This is a genomic window from Stenotrophomonas sp. Pemsol, assembly GCF_003586545.1.
Lineage (GTDB): Bacteria > Pseudomonadota > Gammaproteobacteria > Xanthomonadales > Xanthomonadaceae > Stenotrophomonas > Stenotrophomonas sepilia.
Window position 1 is genome coordinate 3,657,769 of the sequence record NZ_CP025780.1, and the last position, 18,533, is coordinate 3,676,301.

Genomic DNA, 18,533 nt, shown 5'->3' on the forward strand with positions numbered 1-18,533 from the left:
CGGCCAGCGGCCGGCACTACCGCGGGTGCAGGGCGCAGCCCTGCAAAGAAACCCCTACTCCTGCGGATCGCGGATGATGTGGATGTCGGTCGGGGTCGACAGCGGAATGTTCCGCTCGGCCAGGATCTGCAACAGGCTGAAGTACAGGTCGCTGCGGGTGGCGTACACCTGCCGCGGGCTGGCCACGTAAGCGAAGCTGTTGATGGTGATCTGGCCACCGGCAATGCTGTCGATGTAGACCGTCGGTGCCGGCTGTTTCAGCACGTTGGTGTGCGCGGTGTACGCATCCAGCAGCGCCTGCCGCAGATTGCCGACATCCGTGCTGGGCGGCACCGCGAACTGGATCTGGATGCGGCCCTGGTTGTTGCCCATCGTCATGTTGCGCACGGTCTTGGTGACCAGCTCGGAGTTGGGCACGATCAACGTCGACTTGTCGCCCACCTGGATCTCGGTCGATCGCAGGCTGATGCGGCGGATGTCGCCCTCCTGGTCGCCCAGCTTCACCCAGTCGCCGATCTTCACCGGCCGCTCGGCCAGCAGGATCAGGCCGGAAACAAAGTTCTGGGTGATCACCTGCAGGCCGAAACCGATACCCACCGACAGCGCGCTGACCAGCAATGCCAGCTTGCTCAGCTGCAGGCCCATCGCCGACAGCGCCCAGATCACCGCGATGATGATGCCCACATAGCGGGCAACGGTACTCACCGAATTGCGCGCGCCCAGATCCAGCTCGGTCTTGGGCAGGTAGGTGTCGGTCAGCCAGCGCTGTACCAGCTGGGTAACGGCCAGGCCAGCCAGCAGCACCAGCACCGCCAGCACGATGCGCACCGGCTCCAGCTTGGTTCCGCCAATGTCGAATCCAGAGGTGAACAGCGAGGAGAAGCGCTCCACCACCGCGCCGATGTTGCCGAACGGTGCCACCAGCGCCAGCAGCGCGATCAGTACGACGATGGTGCGCAACGCCGCCGACAGCAGCACGCCCGCCTGTTCCAGCCGCGATACGCTCAGGCCGGTGCTGAGCAGGATGGTCTGGCCGACCTTGCTGTCGGCGTTGAGCATCCAGGTGCTCAGGTCATCGACGAACTTGAACAGCAGGGTTGCGGCCAGCACGACGATGCTGCCGCCGATCAGCTGCTGGTTCACGAACTTGGCGAAATTCAGGTAGCCCAGCAACGTGGCAACGATGGCCGCCACCACCGCGATATTGCCCGCTACCCGGGCCAGCACCAGCCAGCTGCTGCGGCGCACGGGCGTGGTTGCCCCCACGCCATCGGCCTGTGCTTCCAGCTTGGCCTCGGCCTCGGCGGTCTGCCGGCGATGCAGGCGCGCCAGGGTCACCAGCATGGCCATGATCAGGCCGAGGTAAGTCAGGGCAATCAGGCCGTCCAACGCCACCGTGGTGACGTCGCTGGTGCGCGTAGCCTGGTCGAGGGCCACCAGCACCGTGCTCAGCCAGGCCAGCGCCGCCGCGCCCCAGGCATATTTGCGCAGCTTCAGCGCGGCGGTGTCGTCCAGGTTCAACAGCCGCCATGACGGGCGCTTGGGCACCAGCAGGCAGGCGCTGAGCGCGGCAATGAACGCCGCACGGAAGGTGGCGGTCTCCAGGCCGTCGGCCACGACCTGCAAGCGCGGCGCGATGGCATCGATCGCATCCAGCGCCGCCATCAGTACCACCACGGCATAACCGGGCAGCAGCGTGCCCACCAGCAGCAGCCACATCGCCAGGCCAGACCGGCGCAGTCGTCCATCAGGCGCGCGCTCGGACGCGGCGAACTGCCGCCCCAGCCTGCGCAGCCACAACCGCAGCGGGAACATCATCACCAGCGCGGCCAGCAGGCCCAGCAACGGCGTGCCCCAGCCATGGGTGCGGATGCCGGCCACCAGCGCGTCACGCCCCTGCTCGGCCAACGGCGCAACGCGCGCGATATCGATCGGCAGGCGCTCGGCCACCTTGCTCCACAACGCAGGCGACAGCGGCGAGGCGACCTTCTGGCCCAGTTCTTCCGTACGTTGTGCGGTGCGCTGCTGCTCGATGTCCGCCGCCAGCTGCTGTGCACGCACGGCACTGGCCTTGGCCTGCGCTACCGACGCGGCCAGGCCGTCGCGCTGCCTGGTTATGGCCCGTCGCTGCGCTGCCAGCTCCGGCGGCTCCGTGGTGCCCTCGGCAGGCGTCCCCAGCTGCGCCAGCTGCTCGTTGATGCGATCCAGCTGGGGCTGCAGTGCCTTTTCCAGTGCCTCGGCGTCACGCCGTGCCTGCGAGGCATTCTCGGACAGCATCGCCAGCGTCTCGGTGGCTTCCGCATCGCCACGTTTGCGCTCGACATCCTTCAACCGCGAATCGATGTCCGCCAGCTGTTGCTTGGGCGTGGGGTCCTCCTCCTGCGCCAGCACCGGCGCGGACAGCAGGAAGGCAGTGCACAGCAGCAGGGCCCACCAGGGCCCTCGTGCACGGATCGATCGCAGGAAAGAAGACACGCAGCCACACCGGTTCGCGCGGACCACCGCGCCTGCGCGCGACTATACGGCAGAGGCGGTAAAGGACGGATGGGGGACGCGCAGCAGTATCAGTACTTCAGGCGCAGCTCTTCCACGGTCGGCTGCTGCAGCGCGTACCAGTCCTGGAACTCTTCCTCGGTGATCTCATCGGGCGCATATACCGCCACCGGGTGCCACTCGTGGTCGGTCGGCAGTGGCTGGCGCGGGCCGGCCCGCAGGCTGTAGCTGACGCCCTCGTAGTCGACCAGATCATCGACCTGCGGCCACTGTTCGCGTGCGAACGCGGATTCACTCTTCAACAGGATCACCTGGTACATCGGCACCTCCACCTTGGTTGGATCAGGAAAACACGGCGCTGGCGGCAGGATACCGCCATGCCGGTGACAACAGGCACGTCGCAGCGGCGACGGATCGTTCTGGACACGGCCATCGCCCCGGCTTCACCCGCCCATGGCGAGCCCATCGGCATCGTGGAGGCCCGCCCCTGCCACGATGACCGATGACCGAGCACCCGCCGCTGAAGACCGTCGCCGACCTCAAGCTGCCGCGCTACCTGGGCACCTGGTACGAGATCGCGCGCCTACCGATGCGCCACGAGCCGGAAGGCTGCACCGATGTGTCGGCGCACTACACCCTGCTCGACAACGGCAATGTCGGCGTCACCAACCGCTGCCGCATGGACGGCGAGATCGAAGAGGCCACCGGCGAGGCCTGCGCCGTCGACAACGACAGCGCGCGCCTGGAGGTCAGTTTCCTGCCCAAGGGCCTGCGCTGGCTGCCGTTCGCCAAGGGCGACTATTGGGTGATCCAGGTCGCCCCGGACTACAGCGTCTCGCTGGTCGGCAGCCCGGATCGCAAGTACCTGTGGCTGCTGGCGCGCGAGCCACGCCTGGACGCGACCGTGCAGGACCATTATCTGGCCGCGGCCCGCCTGCAGGGCTTCGATCTGTCCGAACTGATCCAGACCCCGCATACCGGCCACCCCACCGCCTGAGCACGACCACGCATGGACCTGAAAAGTGGCTACCCCTGGTGGGCAGTGCGCAACGGACTGCTGCAGGCCTTTCCCCCGCTGGAGCAGGATCTGCGCTGCGACGTGCTGGTGGTCGGTGGCGGCATCACCGGTGCGCTGATCGCCGACGAACTGTCCGCCCACGGCCACGAGGTGGCGGTGATCGAGCAGCGCGACATCGGCTGGGGCAGCACGGCGGCCAGCACCGCGCTGTTGCAGTACGAGATCGATACCCATCTGCTGGAACTGGCCGAGCGCTATGGCAAGGATGCCGCCGCCCTGGCCTACCTTGCCTGTGCCGACGCGATTCCGGCACTGGCTGAAGTGGCACGCGGGCTGAAGGAGGTGGACTTCCGGCAGATGGACAGCCTGTACCTGGCCAGCCGGCGGCGCGACGTGCCGCGCCTGATGGCCGAAGGAGCTGCACGCCGTGATATTGGACTGGACGCGCGTTGGCTGGACCGCGAAGCCCTGCGCGAACGCTTCGACGTGGATGCCGGCGGCGCCCTGTTGACCCGCCAGGCGGCGCGGGTCGATCCCTACTGCCTCACCTACGGCCTGCTCAAACGAGTGCGCCGTCGCGGCGGCCATGTGCACGACCGCACCGTGCTGCACACGCTCAGGCCTGGCGCGCAGGGCGTAACCGCGATGACCGAGGCCGGCGCCACGGTCCGTGCCCGCCACGTGGTCCTGGCCATGGGCTACGCCAACCAGCGTTGGCTTGAACAGCCGGTCGCGCGCAACCGCAGCAGCTACGCCTTCATCACCGACCCGATCGATGCGGACACGCTGGGCCGGCTGCAGCGCACGATGGTGTGGGAGAGCGCACGCCCGTACCTGTACCTGCGCGCCACCGGCGACCGCCGCCTGCTGGTGGGTGGGCTGGACGACGCCATCGATATCCCGGCGCGGCGCGACCGGCGCGTGCAGCGCAAGGCCGAAAAGCTGATGGATCAGCTGCTGCATTGGTTCCCGCGGCTGGACCCGGTGCCCGCCTTTTCCTGGGCCGGCACCTTCGCCGAAACCGCCGACGGCCTGCCCTTCTTCGGCCCGCACGCGCAGTGGGGGCCGCGGGTCCATTTCGCCATGGCCTACGGCGGCAACGGCATCACTTATTCAATGATCGGCGCCCAACTGCTGCGCGCCCGGATCGAGCGGCGCAGGCATGCGCTGGAAGGGCTGTTCGGGTTCGGGCGGCTGTGACCTGCAGCCGGCAGTGGCCGGCTCTACCCCGATCCGGCGCCGACAGGCATCATTCAAGCAACCCCTGCTAGCGTCGGCCTGTACCGCCGCGTGTTGCGTGGCCACCTGTCCGCTGGAGCGCCGTCATGATCCGCCCCCTGACCCTGCTGCTGTGCCTGGCCCTGCCGGGAACCGTGCTGGCCCAGTCCGCCGCCGGCGCCACCGCGCCGCAGGCTGCCGGCCTGGACCTGACGCTGCCGCAGGCGCCGATGCGCTATCTCAACGACCCGGCCCTGCAGCAGGACCCGCCCGGCACCTATTACGGTGACAAGAGCGGCCCGCGCGTGCACGACGACGCGAAGATCGCCGACGTCACCGACGACAAGGTCAAGGTGTCGGGCAGCTTCACCACCGGCATCGGCTATTCCAAGAACGGTGGCAACAGCCACTACAACGCGGCCACGCTGAACCTGAGCAAGAACTACACCACCGATGAGGGCAAGACCCACGGGGTCAACGTCAACATCCACGTGAGCGAAGGCAAGGGACCGGGCTTCTTCGGTCCGTATGGCGGCTATTACGGCCGCGGCCCGGGCTATTGGGACTACCCGCCGCCGTACGGCTGGTAAGCTCCGCGCCGGGCCCGGGCCGACCCAGGTCGGCCGCTACCGCTGCGTACGCTTGGTAGGTGTCGACCTTGGTCGACACGCTTTCTCCCCGTGAGCCGGCCAGCGGCCGGCACCTACCGGCACGCGAATCAATCCAGCCAGCCATCGCGCTCGCTGTGCAGGATGCGGCCGTCATAGCCGCTCAGGCGCACCTCTACCTTCTGGTTGCGGGCATTGCGGGCTTCCAGCGACCAGGTCGCACCATCGCGTTCCAGCGAATGGATCTCGCGCAGGCCATGCGACTGCGCCCGTGCCAGCACCTGCTCGGTAGTCAGCAGCGCGCGGCCGCTGTGCTCGTCGAAGATCTCGCCGGTCTTCGGGTCCACGTAGACCTCGCTGAAGCGGCCATCGGCGCGGCTCACGTCGGCCTCCCACAGGCCATCATCGCGTTCGATCTCGTGGATCTGGGTGTAGCCGGCCTTGCGCAGGGTCTGTTCAACCTGGGCCATGCCCAGCGGCGCGGCCTGTACGGCCGGCGCGACGGCAAGCAGGGCAACAGTGGCGAGGGTGAGCGACTTCAACATGGGGGTTCTCCTGTTCGTGGCCGGACCATCCCGGCAACGCCACGATGCATGCCTCGGTTAACAGCGCCTTAGCCGTGGCTGTTAGCCGGCTGTTAGTCATCCCCGCCACACTCGCGCCTGTTCCCCTCTTTCCTTCCGTACCCGCATGCTCACCACCCTGCCCCTGCTGCTGGCCCTGGCCAACGCCCCGACCGCCGCCGCGCCCCTGCAGGACCCGGCGCAGCAGGTCGCGCGTCGCGCCGTGCAGCAGGGCCGCTACGTGCCGCTGGAAAGCGTGGTGCGCGATGCACTCAAGCGCTACCCCGGCCAGCTGCTGGAAGTGGAGCTGGACGACGGCGTCTACGAAGTAGAGATCCTGCGCGGCGACGGCGTGGTGGTGGAGCTGGACTATGATGCGCGCAGCGGAAAGCTGCTGAAGACGGAGCTCGACGACTGATGCGCATCCTGTTGGCCGAAGACGATGCCGCACTGGCACAGCGCCTGGTGCCCCTGCTGGAACAGGCCGGCTATGTGGTGGCGGTGGTCGCCGACGGTCGCCAGGCCGAGGAGATCGGCCAGATCGAGGACCTGCAGGCCGCCATCGTCGACCTCGGCCTGCCCGGACTGGATGGACTGAGCGTGATCGAGCGCTGGCGCGGCAATGGCCGCAGCTTTCCGGTGCTGGTGCTGACCGCGCGCGGGCGCTGGCACGACAAGCTGGCTGGCTTCGATGCCGGTGCCGACGACTACCTGACCAAACCGTTCCAGGCCGACGAACTGGTGCTGCGGCTGCGCGCCTTGATCCGCCGCAGCCACGGCCACGCAAGCCCGCGCCTGCACTGCGGCCCGCTGCAGCTGGACGTCAACGCCGGTCGTTTCGAGCTGGACGGCAAGCCGTTGCCGCTCAGTCCGCAGGAGTTCCGGCTGCTCAGCTACTTCATCCATCACAGCGGCCAGGTGATCGGCCGTGATCGCCTCGGCGAACAGGTGTTCGACGGTGGCCACGACCCAGACTCCAACGCACTGGACGTGCTGCTCGGACGCGTGCGCCGCAAGCTCGGCATCGACCTGATCCAGACCGTGCGCGGCCAGGGCTGGCGGCTGGCCGCGCCGTGAGCCGGCAACCATCGCTGCGACGGCGCCTGCTGCTGGCCGGCGGCGTCGGCCTGCTGCTGGTCTCGCTGCTGGCCAGCGCGCTGCTGGGCGAGCTGTTCAAGCGCAGTGCGCGTGACCGCCTCGACCACGAACTGCAGCAGGACATGCTGACCCTGCTGGCGCAGGCCGAAGTGGATGCGGACGGACAGCTGCGCCTGCGCCAGGAACCCAATGACGCACGCTTCCAGCGCGTGTTCTCCGGTGCCTACTGGCAGATCGCCGGGGCCGATGGCCGCGTGTTGCTGCAGTCGCGCTCGCTGTGGGATGAAACCCTGCCGGCGCCGGTTGCCGGGCCGGCCACCCGCAACCTGGCCGGGCCGCTGCAGCAATCCCTGCGCGCACGCGTGCAGCAGGTGCGCCTGCCACGCGCCAGCGAACCGTTCGTAGCCGTGGTCGCCACCGATCGCAGCACACTGGATGCGGATGTTGCCGCGTTCCGCAACCGCACCGCCATCGCCCTGGGCGTACTGGTTACGGCGTGGCTGGCGGTGCTGGCCAGCCAGGTGCACTTCGGCCTGCGCCCACTGCATCGCCTCGGTGCGCAGCTGGAACGGGTACGCCGCGGTGATGTGCTGCGCATCGACACGCAGGAACTGGGCGCGGAGGTCGCACCGCTGGGGGAAGAACTCAATGCACTGCTGGACCACCAGCAACGCATGGTCGCGCGTGCGCGCACCAGTGCACAGGATCTGGCGCATGCGATGAAAACCCCGCTGAGCGTGCTGGCCACCGAAGCTGACGGCGACGGCGCGGACTGGCGGGCGACCGTGCGCGAGCAGAGTGCGCGCATGCAGGCCAGTGTCGACCGTTACCTGGCTGCAGGACTGGCCGCCGACCATCGCCAGCGCACCGACGTGGCGGCCGTCGCACAGGCGATGTGCCGGCTGATGGCACGCGTGCATGGCGAACGTGGCATCGCGTTCACGGCGGCGGGCATCGACCCGACGCTGCAGTTCGCCGGTGCCAGTGCGGATCTGGAGGAGATGCTGGGCAACCTGCTGGACAATGCGGGGCGCTGGGCGCAACAGCAGGTCACTGTCGAAGCGGAAACCAGCGAAGGGCAGCTACGCATCGAAGTGCGCGACGATGGCCCCGGCCTGGCCGCAGACGCGCTGGAACGGGTCACCCAGCGTGGCGTGCGGCTGGATGAGCGCGTGGGCAGCAGTGGATTGGGGTTGGCGATCGTGGGCGATATCGCCGCCAGTTATGGCGGACGCGTGGCGCTGGAGAATGTCCAGCCGGGCCTGCGCGCGACGTTGTGGTTGCCGGTGGCGTGAAGCGACCAACCTGACGGTGGGTAGTGCCGGCCGCTGGCCGGCAACCACGTGGTCACAGGGAACGCCCAGCGGAAGCCGGCCAGCGGCCGGCTCTACCAAGCGCCAATCCGACCGGTCGCCGTGCATCAAGCATCAACGGTGGTGCATCCACCAGCAATCAATTGCGTCCAGCACGATGTGGATGATCAGACCGATGCCGAACAACCGCGTTTTCTTCGGCACGCACAGCCCGGCATAGACCGCAATGGCCGGTGCGGTGTGCAGCGGATGGAAACCAATGCTGCAGCGGTTCGGTGCATAGATCGGGTCGGCCAGCAGATGGTCCAGGTCGATGATCCAGCCCAGCAGCATCAACAACCACGCCGAGGCGAAGCGCTTGCGCCAGAACAACCATGCCAGCAACGCTGGCACGGCGGCATGCAGGAACAGGTGGAAGATCGCGCGCGCGCTCATCGGGGCCGGTAGCGCCGGGCCTATGCCCGGCATTCCCGTTTACCTCAGACCAACGGCTCGTCGGAGAGGTAGGTATAACCGGTCAGGCCGGCTTCCAGCGCGTCCGACAGTTCCTGCGCGCGTTCCGGCGACAGCTGCGCTGCAGCCACGCGCTGCGCATAGGTCGCCCGCAGTTCGTCCAAGCGGTAACCCACGTAATCCAGCATCACGTCGGTGGTGTCGCCGCGGCGCTGCTGGGTAATGGCATAGCCATCGGCATCGGCCAGCACTTCCACCGCGTCGGTATCGCCGAACAGGTTATGGATGTCGCCCAGGATTTCCTGGTACGCGCCGACCATGAAGAAGCCGATGCGGTAGCTCTCGCCCGGCTTCATCTTGTGCAGCGGCAGCGAGCTGTCCAGGCTCTCGTTCTCGACATAGGTTTCCACCATGCCATCCGAGTCGCAGGTCATGTCAGCGATGATGCCGCGGCGGTCCGGGGTCTCGTCCAGGCGCTCGATCGGCACGATCGGGAACACCTGGTCGATCGCCCACACGTCCGGGATCGATTCGAACACGCTGAAGTTGACGAAGTACTTGTCGACCAGGCGCTCGTTCAGTTCGTCCAGCACCGGGCGATGGCTCTTCTCGTCATAGCTCAGGCGCGCACGCACGCCGTGGGCGATGGCGTAGAACAGATCGTCGATGCGCGCACGCTGCGGCAGGTCGATCTGGCCCAGCGCGTAGCTGGCCAGGCCTTCGGCATGGAAATGCTGGGCTTCCTGGAACAGTTCCACCGCCGGGCGCACGTCCAGCTCGTCATGGATCTCGCGCAGGTGGCGGATCGCCGCCGGCTCGTCGTCGTGCTGGTCCGGCACGCGGCCTTCCTGCGCCTCTTCCACTTCCGACACATTGGCGATCAGCACCGCGTGGTGTGCGGTCATCGCACGGCCGCACTCGGTGACGATGCGCGGTGGGGTCAGGCCGAACTCTTCGCAGGCATTGGCCAGCGGCTGCACGATGTTGCTGGCGTAGGAATGCAGGCCGTAGTTGATCGAGCAGAAGCTGCGCGAACGGGTGCCTTCATAGTCCACGCCCAGGCCACCGCCCACATCGACGTGGGTGATCTTCGCGCCCAGGCGCGACAGCTCCACGAAGTAGCGGGTGGCTTCGCGCATGCCGTTGGCGATGTCGCGCACGTTGGAGATCTGCGAGCCCATGTGGAAGTGCAGCAGGTTCAGGCAGTCGGCGTACTCGGTGTCACGCAGCGACTTCCACAGGTCCAGCAGCTGGCGCGGCGACAGGCCGAACTTGGCCTTGTCGCCACCGCTGTTCTGCCACTTGCCGGCGCCCAGCGAGGCCAGGCGCATGCGCACGCCCAGGCCCGGCTTCACGTCCAGCGCCTTGGACTCTTCCAGCACCAGCTTCAGCTCGGACGGCTTCTCGATGACGATGAAGGTCTGCAGGCCCAGCTTGCGGCCGATCAGGGCCAGGCGGATGTACTCGCGGTCCTTGTAGCCGTTGCAGACGATCAGCCCGCCCGGGCGCGACAGCGCCAGCACGGCCATCAGCTCGGGCTTGCTGCCCGCTTCCAGGCCGAATCCCTCGCCGTGGTGGCTGGCCAGAGTGCCGGCCACGCCGCGGGTCTGGTTGACCTTGATCGGGTACACGGCGGTGTAGCCGCCGCTGTACTCCCAGTCCTGCTGGGCCTGGCCGAAGGCCGCCTGCAGCTTGCCCAGGCGCTGGCCGAGGATGTCCGGGAAGCGCACCAGCAGCGGCAGCTTGGCGCCCGCCGCGCGCGCCGCATCGACCACCTTGGGCAGCGACACCACCGGGCCGTCCGCCCCGGTCGGTCTCACCACCATGTGCCCGGCCTGATCCACGTCGAAGTAACCGTCCGCCCAATGCGGGATCGAGTAGGTCTTGCGGGCTTGGTCGAGGGACCAATCGGTCATTTCAGTCGGCCTTGTTGGCAATAAAAGGGGGGGCATGATAACGCCTATGTGCCCACAGGTTCGTTATCATGCGCGCCCGCGCCCGTGACAGGTTCCAACCTGAACGGGCCGATCCGTCCGGATGTGGCATCTGTGCCACGCGGCCCCGCCCGCCAGCCCGGCTCCACCCCTCCGAACAGGACCGTTTTCCAATGACTGACAGCAACAACTGGTACATCGAACACTTCGAGCGCACCGGCTCGGCCATCGGCTACCGCATCACCGGCAAGCTGGACGAGGTGCAGTCGCCGTTCCAGAAGATCGAGATCTTCCAGACCACCGACTGGGGCAACCTGATGACCATCGACGGGGCCATCATGTTGACCAGCAAGGACAACTTCTTCTACCACGAGATGATCAGCCACCCGGTGCTGTTCACCCACGCCGCGCCCAAGCGCGTGGTGATCATCGGTGGCGGCGACTGCGGCACCCTGCGCGAAGTGCTCAAGCACACCGGCGTGGAGAGCGTGACCCAGTGCGATATCGACGAGCAGGTCACCGTGATGGCGCGCAAACACTTCCCGGAACTGTGCGACTCCAACGATGACGCCCGCGCCGAGCTGCTGTTCGACGACGGCGTGGCCTACATGGCCAACTGCCCGGCCGGCAGCGTGGACGTGGTGATCGTCGATTCGACCGACCCGGTCGGCCCGGGTGAGGGCCTGTTCAACAAGGCCTTCTACGAGAGCTGCTTCAAGGCCCTGAAGGACGACGGCATCCTGGTGCAGCAGTCCGAGTCGCCGCTGATGCAGCTGGAGCTGATCAACGAAATGCGCACCGAGATGGGCAAGGCCGGCTTCGGTTCGTTCAAGACCCTGCCGTTCCCGCAGCCGTGCTACCCCACCGGCTGGTGGAGCGTGACCATGGCGCGCAAGGGCGACAGCAGCTTCGACTTCCGCCAGGCCGACTCGGCCGCCAAGACCTTCAACACCCTGTACTACACCGCCGCGCTGCACACCGGCGTGCTGGTGACCCCGCCGTTCGTGCAGGCTGCACTGAAGTAAGGCGTGCCGACCAACGGTCGGCACCCACCAAGGCAAAAGAAAAACCCGCGCTGGCGACAGCGCGGGTTTTTTCATGTTCCGGTAGTGCCGGCCGCTGGCCGGCAACCTCATGTAACGATCAAAGCGCCCAGATACCGGCGATCACCGCCACCACCAGGCCCCACTTGATCAGCTGGTAGGCCACCACGCTGCGCTCGCGCAGTGCCTTGGCCTTCAGGCGCACCTTGTAGACGCTGCCGAATGCCTTGTTGACGCCACCGGTCGGGTCACCCGGCAGGTTCGGCGAGGCGCCGCCGGCCAGCAGCGTGGCCGCCACCGCGCGGTTGAACAGCCCCGGCAAGCCGAAGCGCAGCGGGCGGGCGATGTCGCAGAACAGGATTACGCGGTCCTGCTGCGTCTCGTTGTGTGCATGGTGGATGTAGGTCTCATCGAACATCATCCACTCGCCGTCGCGCCAGCTCTTCTTGATGCCGTCCACTTCGATGTAGCAGGCATCGTCGTTGGGCGTGCTCAGGCCCAGGTGCAGGCGCAGCGAGCCGGCGAACGGGTCGCGGTGCGGGCGCAGCTCACTGCCCGGCGGCAGCTGCGCGAACATCGCCGCACGCACATCCGGGATCGACTCGATCAGCGCCGTGGTCTTCGGGCACAGCGTCTTCGCCGACGGGTGCGACGGGCCGTACCACTTCAGGTAGAAGCGCTTCCAGCCACGACGGAAGAACGAATTGAAGCCGGCATCGTTGAACGTGCTGGAGGCGGCGATCTTCTGCGCGTCGCGCAGCGCCAGCGCCTCGTCGCGGATCATCTGCCAGTTCTGGCGCAGCGGCTCCAGCTGCGGGAACTCCTTGCCCGGGTCCAGGAACGGCGTGGTCGGCACCTTCGAGAACATGTACATGACCACGTTGATCGGGGCCATGAAACTGGAGTGGTCCAGCAGCTGGCGCGACCAGCGCGCGCGGACCTTGCCACGGAAGTGGATGTACAGCACGCAGGCTACGAACAGCGCTGCAATGACGATTTTGATGATCAAAGCACTTTCCTCCAGCCGCGGCCGGAACGGGAAACGGGGCGATGCACGGCCAGGCGGCCAGCACCGATGGGGAACGCGGCAGGGGACGGGGACGTGCCGGAGGGGGGGCGGCCGCCGATGTCGCGGGTTAACAGCTTATGGTCGGCAGGCCGTGCGCCGGGGTCAAGTTGCCCGTGCGCCGCGTTCAGCCGATTGTGGACGAGGCGCAGGGCTGAGCGCGCAAGCGGTTGATACTAAAGGCCAACTGGAATAAGTGAGACAGAATTGTCCGATTCTGCGCGACGAACTGTTCCAGCCACGGCCCCGACATTTCTCCGACAAGTCGTGGAATAGCGAACTGGCGAGTACTAAAATTAACGAAAACTTAGTAACTTCCTGTAACACCGGTTCGCTTGACGCTTTGCGCCACCCACCGGGTCGTCCGAGACCCCGACATGCATCTTCCTGCCCTGCCCCCCTCCTCCTGCGGCGATGACGCCGCCTCCCCGCTGCTGCTCAAGCGCGGCGAGCGTTTCCTGGCCCCCGACGTCTACCGCACCTGCCTGGACGGGCGCGAGGCGGTCATCAAGGACTATTCCCGCTACCGCGGCACTCCCGTTTCGCTGATCGCGCGACTGATGGTGCGCCGGGAAGCCCGCATGCTGCAGCGCCTCGGCGGCTGGAAGCATGCCCCCGCGCTGCTCGGCACCCTCGGTGGCCTGGCACTGGGCATGGAGTTCATCCCGGGCCAGACCCTGAGCACCGCGCAGGCCGTGGGCAATGAAGTGTTCGAGCAGCTGCAGCACGCGCTCAGCCGCCTGCACGCCGCCGGCATCACCCACAACGACCTGCATGGCACCAACGTGGTGGTCAGCGGCGGCGTGCCGGTGCTGCTGGACTTCACCTCCGCCTGGCGCGCCCCGCGCTGGCTGCGCCGCAATCCACTGAGCCGGCAGATGCGCCGCAGCGACATGAAGAACCTGCTGAAGATCCGCCAGCGCGTAACCGGCCAGGCTCCGAGTGCCGCGCAGGCTGCGCTGGTGGCCGACCCGGGCTGGGTGGCCGCGGTGCGGCAGGGCTGGAAGCGGTTCTACAAGTGGGCGAAGCGCCGGTAAGCGCTGTTCGCCCTGCATTGCTTGCGCGACTTCTGTTTGCCCCTGCATTTGCCCCGGGCCACACGCCCGATGTGCTCTGCGATACTCGTCGGCACGCCACTCGCAAGGACGCTGGGGATGCCGACACCTGAACACACCCACCTGCTGACTGCAGCCGCAAGATCCATACTGCGCCCCTTGGGCTGCGTGCAGAAAGGCCGTTCGCGCACTTGGCTTGACGACCAGGGCTGGTGGGTCGGGGTGGTCGAATTCCAGCCTTCGGCATGGGACAGGGGCAGCTATCTCAATGTCGGCGCCTGCTGGCTCTGGGAAGAAAAGGACTACCTGTCCTTCGATGAGGGCGGCCGCGTCGCCGGATTCGAGCGCTTCACCGATGCCGTGAGCTTTGCCTCGGTCGCGCAGGCACTGGCCAAGCAGGCCGCAGCCGAGGTACTGGCCCTGCGTGATCGCTTTCCCACCCCGGGGCACGTGCGTACATTAATGAGCCGTCACCCCAATCCGGGCATCCGCGAACACATCCATGCCGGCATCACCGCCGGGCTGGCGGGCGCTTACGACGAGGGTCGCAGGCACTTCGCACTGGCCGCTACGGAGACCCACCCAGCGCCATGGGTCGATGTGCTGAAGCAACGCTGTGCCGAACTCATGCCGCTGCTGCAACCTGATGGCGGCTTCGAGGCAGAGATCGCCGCCATCGTGACGCGCACCCGCCGTGCGCTCGGTCTGCCGGAGTGGCGGTCGTCACCCCTCATTCCGCCGGGCTGATCACACCGGGAGGGCTCTTCATCGCATACGGGTGTTCGCGCCGCCCGATCCCGGCTGTAGACTCGAGCTTGCTCGACTCAACAACAAAGGGGTCAAGCATCCCGTCGCCCAGACTGCGCAGCGGTCCAGCCCCCCCCCCGCGCTGCAGTCGGCCGCCCCCACCCCTACTTACAACGCGTCCGCGTCCAGTTCACCGGTACGAATACGCACCACGCTGCCCAGGTCGTACACGAACACCTTGCCGTCACCGATCTTGCCGGTGCCGGCGGCCTTCACGATGGCCTCAACCACCGCCTCCACCTGGTCATCGGTCACCGCCACTTCCAGCTTCACCTTCGGCAGGAAATCGACCACATACTCCGCGCCGCGGTACAGCTCGGTATGGCCCTTCTGGCGACCAAAGCCCTTCACTTCCGTCACCGTGATCCCGGTAACCCCACGCTCGGCCAGCGCTTCGCGCACGTCGTCGAGCTTGAACGGCTTGATCACCGCCATGACCATCTTCATCGTCTATCTCCTGTCTTCCGGCGTGGAGGATAGCGCCTGAACGCTGCCCGTGCGAAGCCGCTGCGGCCTGTCCGGGCAGTGGGTGCCAGCAGTATCCTTGTGCCCGAATGGCCTGCCCGCGCCGGATGCACGGCCCCCCCCACGGAGCACCTCATGATCGACCTGAATCAAATCGATGACCTCGCCCGTCGCCTCAGCGACCTGGTGCCGCCGGGCCTGCGCGAATCGCGCGAGGAACTGCAGGCCACCTTCAAGAGCGCACTGCAGGCCGGCCTGGCCAAGCTGGACCTGGTCACCCGCGAAGAGTTCGAAGTGCAGCGCGCCGTGCTGCTGAAGACCCGACAGAAGCTGGACGCACTGGAAACCGCCGTGCGCGAGCTGGAAGGGCGCGGCGCCGCAGAATGAAAAAAAAGGAGGCGCACCGCGCCTCCCGTTTACAGATTATTTCCCGGATGGGGCCTTGCAGCAAGGCCCACCGGGCGCCCTAGACTCGCCGGCCTGTCGATCCGGCAGGACACGCAGGGGCAGTGCCGATGGCGCAGGACACCGAATGGACACCCGTTTCGCATGACACCTGCGACCAGGTCGCCGGGCCGTTCTATCACGGCACCCGCGCTGATCTGGCGATGGGCGAGTTGCTGAGTGCGGGCTTCCGCTCCAACTATCGCGACAGTGTGGTGATGAACCACATCTACTTCACCACGATTGCCAAGGGCGCCGGGCTGGCTGCGGAGATGGCCCGGGGCGAAGGGCGACCGCGCGTGTATGTGGTAGAGCCGACTGGACCGTTTGAAGACGATCCGAATGTGACCAACAAGAAGTTTCCCGGGAACCCGACGCGGTCGTATCGGAGTGCGCAGCCGTTGCGGGTTGTGGGAGAGATTGTGGAGTGGGAGCTCTACGACGCGGAGTTCATTCGGCAGTTGAAGGCGTTTGTTGCTTCGGGGAGTGGGGAGATCATCAATTGATGGCCTGCTGGCGCTGGGCGTTGCGCACTTCTTCTTCGGCTTCATAGATGTCCAGCCCGAGCTCGATGCCGCGCTCACCCAAGGCGAGCAGCGCGCGAGGCGAAAGCGAGACACCACCGTTGCTGCTGCCCATGAAAAGACCGCAGAACAGATCAGGTCGGAAGCGTGCCAGAGACTGCCATACGGCGAGATCGCCGGTGAGCTGATCGAGGATCTCGAAGATCTGAGCGTCCAGATCTTCAGGCTCACGACGCTCCGCATCAAGTTGCCAGCTGCCAGTCCTGGCGATACGCACGGTGCCTGATTGGTTGCCTCTGAGTTCCTGGCCCTTGTGATGCGAAGCGGTCGGGGTCGCCCCGAGCAAGGCACTGACTTCTTCGGGCAGGAGGTCGTCCCCGAAGAATCGGAGGGTTACCAGGGAATGATCGAATGCGGCCATTGGAATCCAGTGCGTAGGCATCGTTGATGTCAGATTACGGCCGGAACCGGACGACAGCAGCTTCAGAATAGGCCGAACCGCGGGAATCGGCTTGGGCTCAAACGAAGAGCGGGCCGGTCCCTACTTGAACATGTCCAACAAGTCCTTGTCGTCATGCCGCTGCTCCCACGTGGAGAGAAAGCAAAAGCTGACCCCACTGCGCATGAGAATTAAGTCGCGCCGCGAAGCTGCGTCGGTTTGAAAAATCTGTTAGACGGCGATGCCAGCCTGCTATTTAGCATCGAATGCATGAAAGAACTGGACGCTTCCCCATGTGGCAAGTGCGGTGGCAAGAATAGCTAGCGGGACAGATAGCCAGTACACCATGACCGATTGGCTTTCAGACATCTGAAGAAAGTATGGGAGCGCCCTCATAAGGGTGGCGGCTACCGCAAATAAAGTTGAGATTGCCAACGTGACGAAGAACTGCTTCCTGTGCTTGCGATAGCCACGAACCTGCATGTAAAAAATTACAGATGCACATAGCGCTGCCACGAAAAACTCAATTTTAAAAGCAAAGACCAAAGAGTTCACTGAGCAATCCTTAGCAGTCTAACTACCTAGTAGACGGACCCGTGAGTCCTGCCCTGCGACGTATCCACAAATCACCGTATGCGGGCTTTCTCCTTGATACTGATCGATCTTAGAGCGGCTGGGTCCGGCTAACAAGCACATGCTTCACTGCCGCCCCCCTCCAAACGGTAGGAACGAGCCCTCCGGCGGAGGCCGCCTGATTGTCGAATGTGGAGATCGGCACCGCTTAGGTCGGAAGCTGGCCCAGTGTCCGCTTTCGGTCAAGAGCGGACTCTCGCAGTGCTTCGAACCGGCCCAAGAATCTGCGTGGCCTAGAACGAAGTATCGGGCCGAACCCTACTTGAACATCTCCAACAGATCCTTGTCTTCATGCCGCTGCTCCCACGTGGAGAGAAAGCAGAAGCTCGCGCCGCTTTGCATGGCAGCCTTCTGGAACCCCGCCAGTTCCTCCTTCGTAACCGGGTACTCAACCGGATCAAAGTGCAGAATCCCCCACGGCTTGACGAAAGAGAACCCGGGCATGAGTTCCGAGAAGATCGCCTTGAGCAGGGGCCGGATATTCGAAAAGTCCTTGATAGGACCCGCGCGATTGCCAAGGGCATGACACTGGCGACGGATGGTCCTGTCTCCACCGACCAAGCGCGCAATAAAATGGTCCTGGCGCACTTGGACGTAGATCAGCTGGCGGCGAAAAATTCTCATCTTGCTCTCAACTCCGCACGCTCAATCATCGCCCAAGTGCAACATACCCTTCCATCAATGCGCCGGCTCCGCCTTCAGCGCGCTTGAATCCCTTCGCAGCAGATACAGCGCAACCAAGAATGGCCACAGCGAGTTGATCGACGAGAACACGCGCTGGGTCAGACCCCGGTAGCCCTCCGGATCCGCCCCCACCACGTTCAACCAGAGATAGACGATGCCCGCGATGCTCACCATAGCGGTCACGGCGTATGCCCTTCGGTTGGCAGACCACGCGCTCAATTCGATGTGCGACATCGCCGGTGCAATGATGTTTGCGATGCCGATGGTGTAGAAGCCGTGCATCGGATGGCCCATGGGCCAGAGCCCGTTGGTCAGCATGGAAATGCCAAAGACCAACCAGCAGATTGCACCTACTGCAATCCGGCGACCGGACTCCCGCCATACCCCGATGGAGAACGCCACGAAGCCCACGCCGGAGCCGATAGCCGCGATCCTGCCGCAGAAGCTTGCAAGCGCTGGCGCCTGCAGGAGCTCGCTGGCGTGCTGTGCAAACGTGTTGTAGCCCGGCGCGGCCACGGCGGCAACGCTGGTCCAGAACAGGAACCACGGAAGCGGGACCAGACCCGCACACAGAAGAAGTCGGTTGCGGCGCAACACGTAACGTGATCCTTATAATGGCCTGCGCCAGTGGGTGGAATCCGTTCAAACACCGCAGAACCTTCCTGATCGGGGCAG

The 18,533-nt window shown here is 65.8% G+C and carries 22 protein-coding genes; 11 read left to right on the forward strand and 11 right to left on the reverse strand.

Features of this window, described 5'->3' with window-relative positions; all coding sequences use genetic code 11:
* Positions 1-54 precede the first annotated feature (54 nt).
* Positions 55-2,475 carry a DUF3772 domain-containing protein gene (locus PEM_RS16905; protein ID WP_053497450.1) on the reverse strand — a complete coding sequence of 807 codons (2,421 nt, stop codon included), beginning with the start codon at positions 2,473-2,475 and terminating at the stop codon, positions 55-57.
* 89 nt (positions 2,476-2,564) lie between these two features.
* On the reverse strand, positions 2,565-2,813 hold the full coding sequence (locus PEM_RS16910; RefSeq protein WP_005419952.1) for a hypothetical protein: 249 nt from the start codon (positions 2,811-2,813) through the stop codon (positions 2,565-2,567).
* 182 nt (positions 2,814-2,995) lie between these two features.
* Between PEM_RS16910 and PEM_RS16915 the strand changes: the two genes are divergently transcribed.
* From PEM_RS16915 to PEM_RS16925, 3 genes are all read left to right on the forward strand, one after another.
* The gene (locus PEM_RS16915) at positions 2,996-3,490 is read left to right on the forward strand and encodes a lipocalin family protein (RefSeq protein ID WP_005419954.1); all 495 of its coding nucleotides are present in this window, start codon (positions 2,996-2,998) and stop codon (positions 3,488-3,490) included.
* Between the two features lie 12 nt (positions 3,491-3,502).
* A complete protein-coding gene (locus PEM_RS16920) occupies positions 3,503-4,711 on the forward strand; it encodes an FAD-dependent oxidoreductase (RefSeq protein WP_111128627.1) in 1,209 nt (402 codons plus the stop codon).
* A 125-nt stretch (positions 4,712-4,836) separates the two neighbouring features.
* Positions 4,837-5,319 carry a hypothetical protein gene (locus tag PEM_RS16925; RefSeq protein WP_019661543.1) on the forward strand — a complete coding sequence of 161 codons (483 nt, stop codon included), beginning with the start codon at positions 4,837-4,839 and terminating at the stop codon, positions 5,317-5,319.
* 128 nt (positions 5,320-5,447) lie between these two features.
* Here the strand turns inward: PEM_RS16925 and PEM_RS16930 are convergent, their stop codons facing one another.
* Positions 5,448-5,882: a PepSY domain-containing protein gene (locus PEM_RS16930; RefSeq protein WP_065178854.1), complete on the reverse strand. Its 435-nt coding sequence runs from the start codon at positions 5,880-5,882 to the stop codon at positions 5,448-5,450.
* A gap of 145 nt (positions 5,883-6,027) precedes the next feature.
* Between PEM_RS16930 and PEM_RS16935 the strand changes: the two genes are divergently transcribed.
* From PEM_RS16935 to PEM_RS16945, 3 genes are read left to right on the forward strand one after another with little or no spacing between them, the layout of a single operon-like run.
* Positions 6,028-6,318 (forward strand): PepSY domain-containing protein, encoded by a 291-nt coding sequence (locus tag PEM_RS16935; RefSeq protein WP_049415131.1) that lies wholly within the window; start codon positions 6,028-6,030, stop codon positions 6,316-6,318.
* Positions 6,318-6,977: a response regulator transcription factor gene (locus PEM_RS16940; RefSeq protein ID WP_095378378.1), complete on the forward strand. Its 660-nt coding sequence runs from the start codon at positions 6,318-6,320 to the stop codon at positions 6,975-6,977. Before PEM_RS16935 ends, PEM_RS16940 begins: the two co-directional genes overlap by 1 nt.
* Positions 6,974-8,293, forward strand: a complete 1,320-nt coding sequence (locus PEM_RS16945) for a HAMP domain-containing sensor histidine kinase (protein WP_111128625.1) — start codon at positions 6,974-6,976, stop codon at positions 8,291-8,293. The genes PEM_RS16940 and PEM_RS16945 overlap by 4 nt, the downstream gene beginning before the upstream one ends.
* A gap of 132 nt (positions 8,294-8,425) precedes the next feature.
* Here the strand turns inward: PEM_RS16945 and PEM_RS16950 are convergent, their stop codons facing one another.
* Together PEM_RS16950 and speA are read right to left on the reverse strand one after the other, a co-directional pair.
* On the reverse strand, positions 8,426-8,746 hold the full coding sequence (locus PEM_RS16950) for a DUF6122 family protein (RefSeq protein ID WP_005411369.1): 321 nt from the start codon (positions 8,744-8,746) through the stop codon (positions 8,426-8,428).
* 44 nt (positions 8,747-8,790) lie between these two features.
* The gene (speA, locus tag PEM_RS16955; protein WP_005419973.1) at positions 8,791-10,680 is read right to left on the reverse strand and encodes an arginine decarboxylase; all 1,890 of its coding nucleotides are present in this window, start codon (positions 10,678-10,680) and stop codon (positions 8,791-8,793) included.
* 191 nt (positions 10,681-10,871) lie between these two features.
* Here speA and speE point away from each other — a divergent pair, with 191 nt between their 5' ends.
* Positions 10,872-11,723, forward strand: coding sequence for a polyamine aminopropyltransferase (gene speE / locus PEM_RS16960; protein ID WP_005411371.1), 852 nt, complete (start codon positions 10,872-10,874; stop codon positions 11,721-11,723).
* Between the two features lie 118 nt (positions 11,724-11,841).
* Here the strand turns inward: speE and PEM_RS16965 are convergent, their stop codons facing one another.
* A complete protein-coding gene (locus tag PEM_RS16965; RefSeq protein ID WP_032954620.1) occupies positions 11,842-12,747 on the reverse strand; it encodes an aspartyl/asparaginyl beta-hydroxylase domain-containing protein in 906 nt (301 codons plus the stop codon).
* A gap of 437 nt (positions 12,748-13,184) precedes the next feature.
* On the opposite strand from PEM_RS16965, the gene PEM_RS16970 reads away from it, so the two are divergent.
* Entirely contained in the window at positions 13,185-13,844 is a 660-nt protein-coding gene (locus PEM_RS16970) for an RIO1 family regulatory kinase/ATPase (protein WP_005419978.1), read from the forward strand.
* A 117-nt stretch (positions 13,845-13,961) separates the two neighbouring features.
* On the forward strand, positions 13,962-14,609 hold the full coding sequence (locus tag PEM_RS16975) for a hypothetical protein (RefSeq protein WP_240431559.1): 648 nt from the start codon (positions 13,962-13,964) through the stop codon (positions 14,607-14,609).
* Between the two features lie 168 nt (positions 14,610-14,777).
* Here the strand turns inward: PEM_RS16975 and PEM_RS16980 are convergent, their stop codons facing one another.
* Positions 14,778-15,116, reverse strand: a complete 339-nt coding sequence (locus tag PEM_RS16980) for a P-II family nitrogen regulator (protein WP_005411374.1) — start codon at positions 15,114-15,116, stop codon at positions 14,778-14,780.
* A gap of 153 nt (positions 15,117-15,269) precedes the next feature.
* On the opposite strand from PEM_RS16980, the gene PEM_RS16985 reads away from it, so the two are divergent.
* Positions 15,270-15,521 carry an accessory factor UbiK family protein gene (locus tag PEM_RS16985; protein ID WP_005419983.1) on the forward strand — a complete coding sequence of 84 codons (252 nt, stop codon included), beginning with the start codon at positions 15,270-15,272 and terminating at the stop codon, positions 15,519-15,521.
* A gap of 128 nt (positions 15,522-15,649) precedes the next feature.
* Positions 15,650-16,084 carry an NAD(+)--rifampin ADP-ribosyltransferase gene (gene arr, locus PEM_RS16990; RefSeq protein WP_111129559.1) on the forward strand — a complete coding sequence of 145 codons (435 nt, stop codon included), beginning with the start codon at positions 15,650-15,652 and terminating at the stop codon, positions 16,082-16,084.
* Here arr and PEM_RS16995 read toward each other — a convergent pair.
* The 4 genes from PEM_RS16995 to PEM_RS17010 form a co-directional block, all read right to left on the reverse strand.
* Positions 16,077-16,523 carry a DUF4279 domain-containing protein gene (locus PEM_RS16995; RefSeq protein ID WP_111129560.1) on the reverse strand — a complete coding sequence of 149 codons (447 nt, stop codon included), beginning with the start codon at positions 16,521-16,523 and terminating at the stop codon, positions 16,077-16,079. The two genes, arr and PEM_RS16995, sit on opposite strands and share 8 nt — an antisense overlap.
* A gap of 270 nt (positions 16,524-16,793) precedes the next feature.
* Positions 16,794-17,096, reverse strand: coding sequence for a hypothetical protein (locus PEM_RS17000; RefSeq protein WP_111129561.1), 303 nt, complete (start codon positions 17,094-17,096; stop codon positions 16,794-16,796).
* A 336-nt stretch (positions 17,097-17,432) separates the two neighbouring features.
* Positions 17,433-17,798 carry a hypothetical protein gene (locus PEM_RS17005; RefSeq protein ID WP_049417059.1) on the reverse strand — a complete coding sequence of 122 codons (366 nt, stop codon included), beginning with the start codon at positions 17,796-17,798 and terminating at the stop codon, positions 17,433-17,435.
* Positions 17,799-17,852: 54 nt separating this feature from the next.
* Positions 17,853-18,455, reverse strand: coding sequence for a DUF998 domain-containing protein (locus PEM_RS17010; protein ID WP_111129562.1), 603 nt, complete (start codon positions 18,453-18,455; stop codon positions 17,853-17,855).
* Positions 18,456-18,533 lie beyond the last annotated feature (78 nt).

Bases quoted from the DNA above. Each gene is read 5' to 3' on its own strand.
- speA (WP_005419973.1), bottom strand. From the start codon at position 10,680: ATGACCGATTGGTCCCTCGACCAAGCCCGCAAGACCTACTCGATCCCG.
- PEM_RS16985 (WP_005419983.1), top strand. From the start codon at position 15,270: ATGATCGACCTGAATCAAATCGATGACCTCGCCCGTCGCCTCAGCGAC.
- PEM_RS16930 (WP_065178854.1), bottom strand. From the start codon at position 5,882: ATGTTGAAGTCGCTCACCCTCGCCACTGTTGCCCTGCTTGCCGTCGCG.
- PEM_RS16925 (WP_019661543.1), top strand. From the start codon at position 4,837: ATGATCCGCCCCCTGACCCTGCTGCTGTGCCTGGCCCTGCCGGGAACC.
- PEM_RS16915 (WP_005419954.1), top strand. From the start codon at position 2,996: ATGACCGAGCACCCGCCGCTGAAGACCGTCGCCGACCTCAAGCTGCCG.
- PEM_RS17005 (WP_049417059.1), bottom strand. From the start codon at position 17,798: ATGAGAATTTTTCGCCGCCAGCTGATCTACGTCCAAGTGCGCCAGGAC.
- arr (WP_111129559.1), top strand. From the start codon at position 15,650: ATGGCGCAGGACACCGAATGGACACCCGTTTCGCATGACACCTGCGAC.
- PEM_RS16970 (WP_005419978.1), top strand. From the start codon at position 13,185: ATGCATCTTCCTGCCCTGCCCCCCTCCTCCTGCGGCGATGACGCCGCC.
- PEM_RS16980 (WP_005411374.1), bottom strand. From the start codon at position 15,116: ATGAAGATGGTCATGGCGGTGATCAAGCCGTTCAAGCTCGACGACGTG.
- PEM_RS16910 (WP_005419952.1), bottom strand. From the start codon at position 2,813: ATGTACCAGGTGATCCTGTTGAAGAGTGAATCCGCGTTCGCACGCGAA.
- PEM_RS16950 (WP_005411369.1), bottom strand. From the start codon at position 8,746: ATGAGCGCGCGCGCGATCTTCCACCTGTTCCTGCATGCCGCCGTGCCA.
- PEM_RS16940 (WP_095378378.1), top strand. From the start codon at position 6,318: ATGCGCATCCTGTTGGCCGAAGACGATGCCGCACTGGCACAGCGCCTG.
- PEM_RS16920 (WP_111128627.1), top strand. From the start codon at position 3,503: ATGGACCTGAAAAGTGGCTACCCCTGGTGGGCAGTGCGCAACGGACTG.
- PEM_RS16975 (WP_240431559.1), top strand. From the start codon at position 13,962: ATGCCGACACCTGAACACACCCACCTGCTGACTGCAGCCGCAAGATCC.
- PEM_RS16995 (WP_111129560.1), bottom strand. From the start codon at position 16,523: ATGGCCGCATTCGATCATTCCCTGGTAACCCTCCGATTCTTCGGGGAC.
- PEM_RS16935 (WP_049415131.1), top strand. From the start codon at position 6,028: ATGCTCACCACCCTGCCCCTGCTGCTGGCCCTGGCCAACGCCCCGACC.
- speE (WP_005411371.1), top strand. From the start codon at position 10,872: ATGACTGACAGCAACAACTGGTACATCGAACACTTCGAGCGCACCGGC.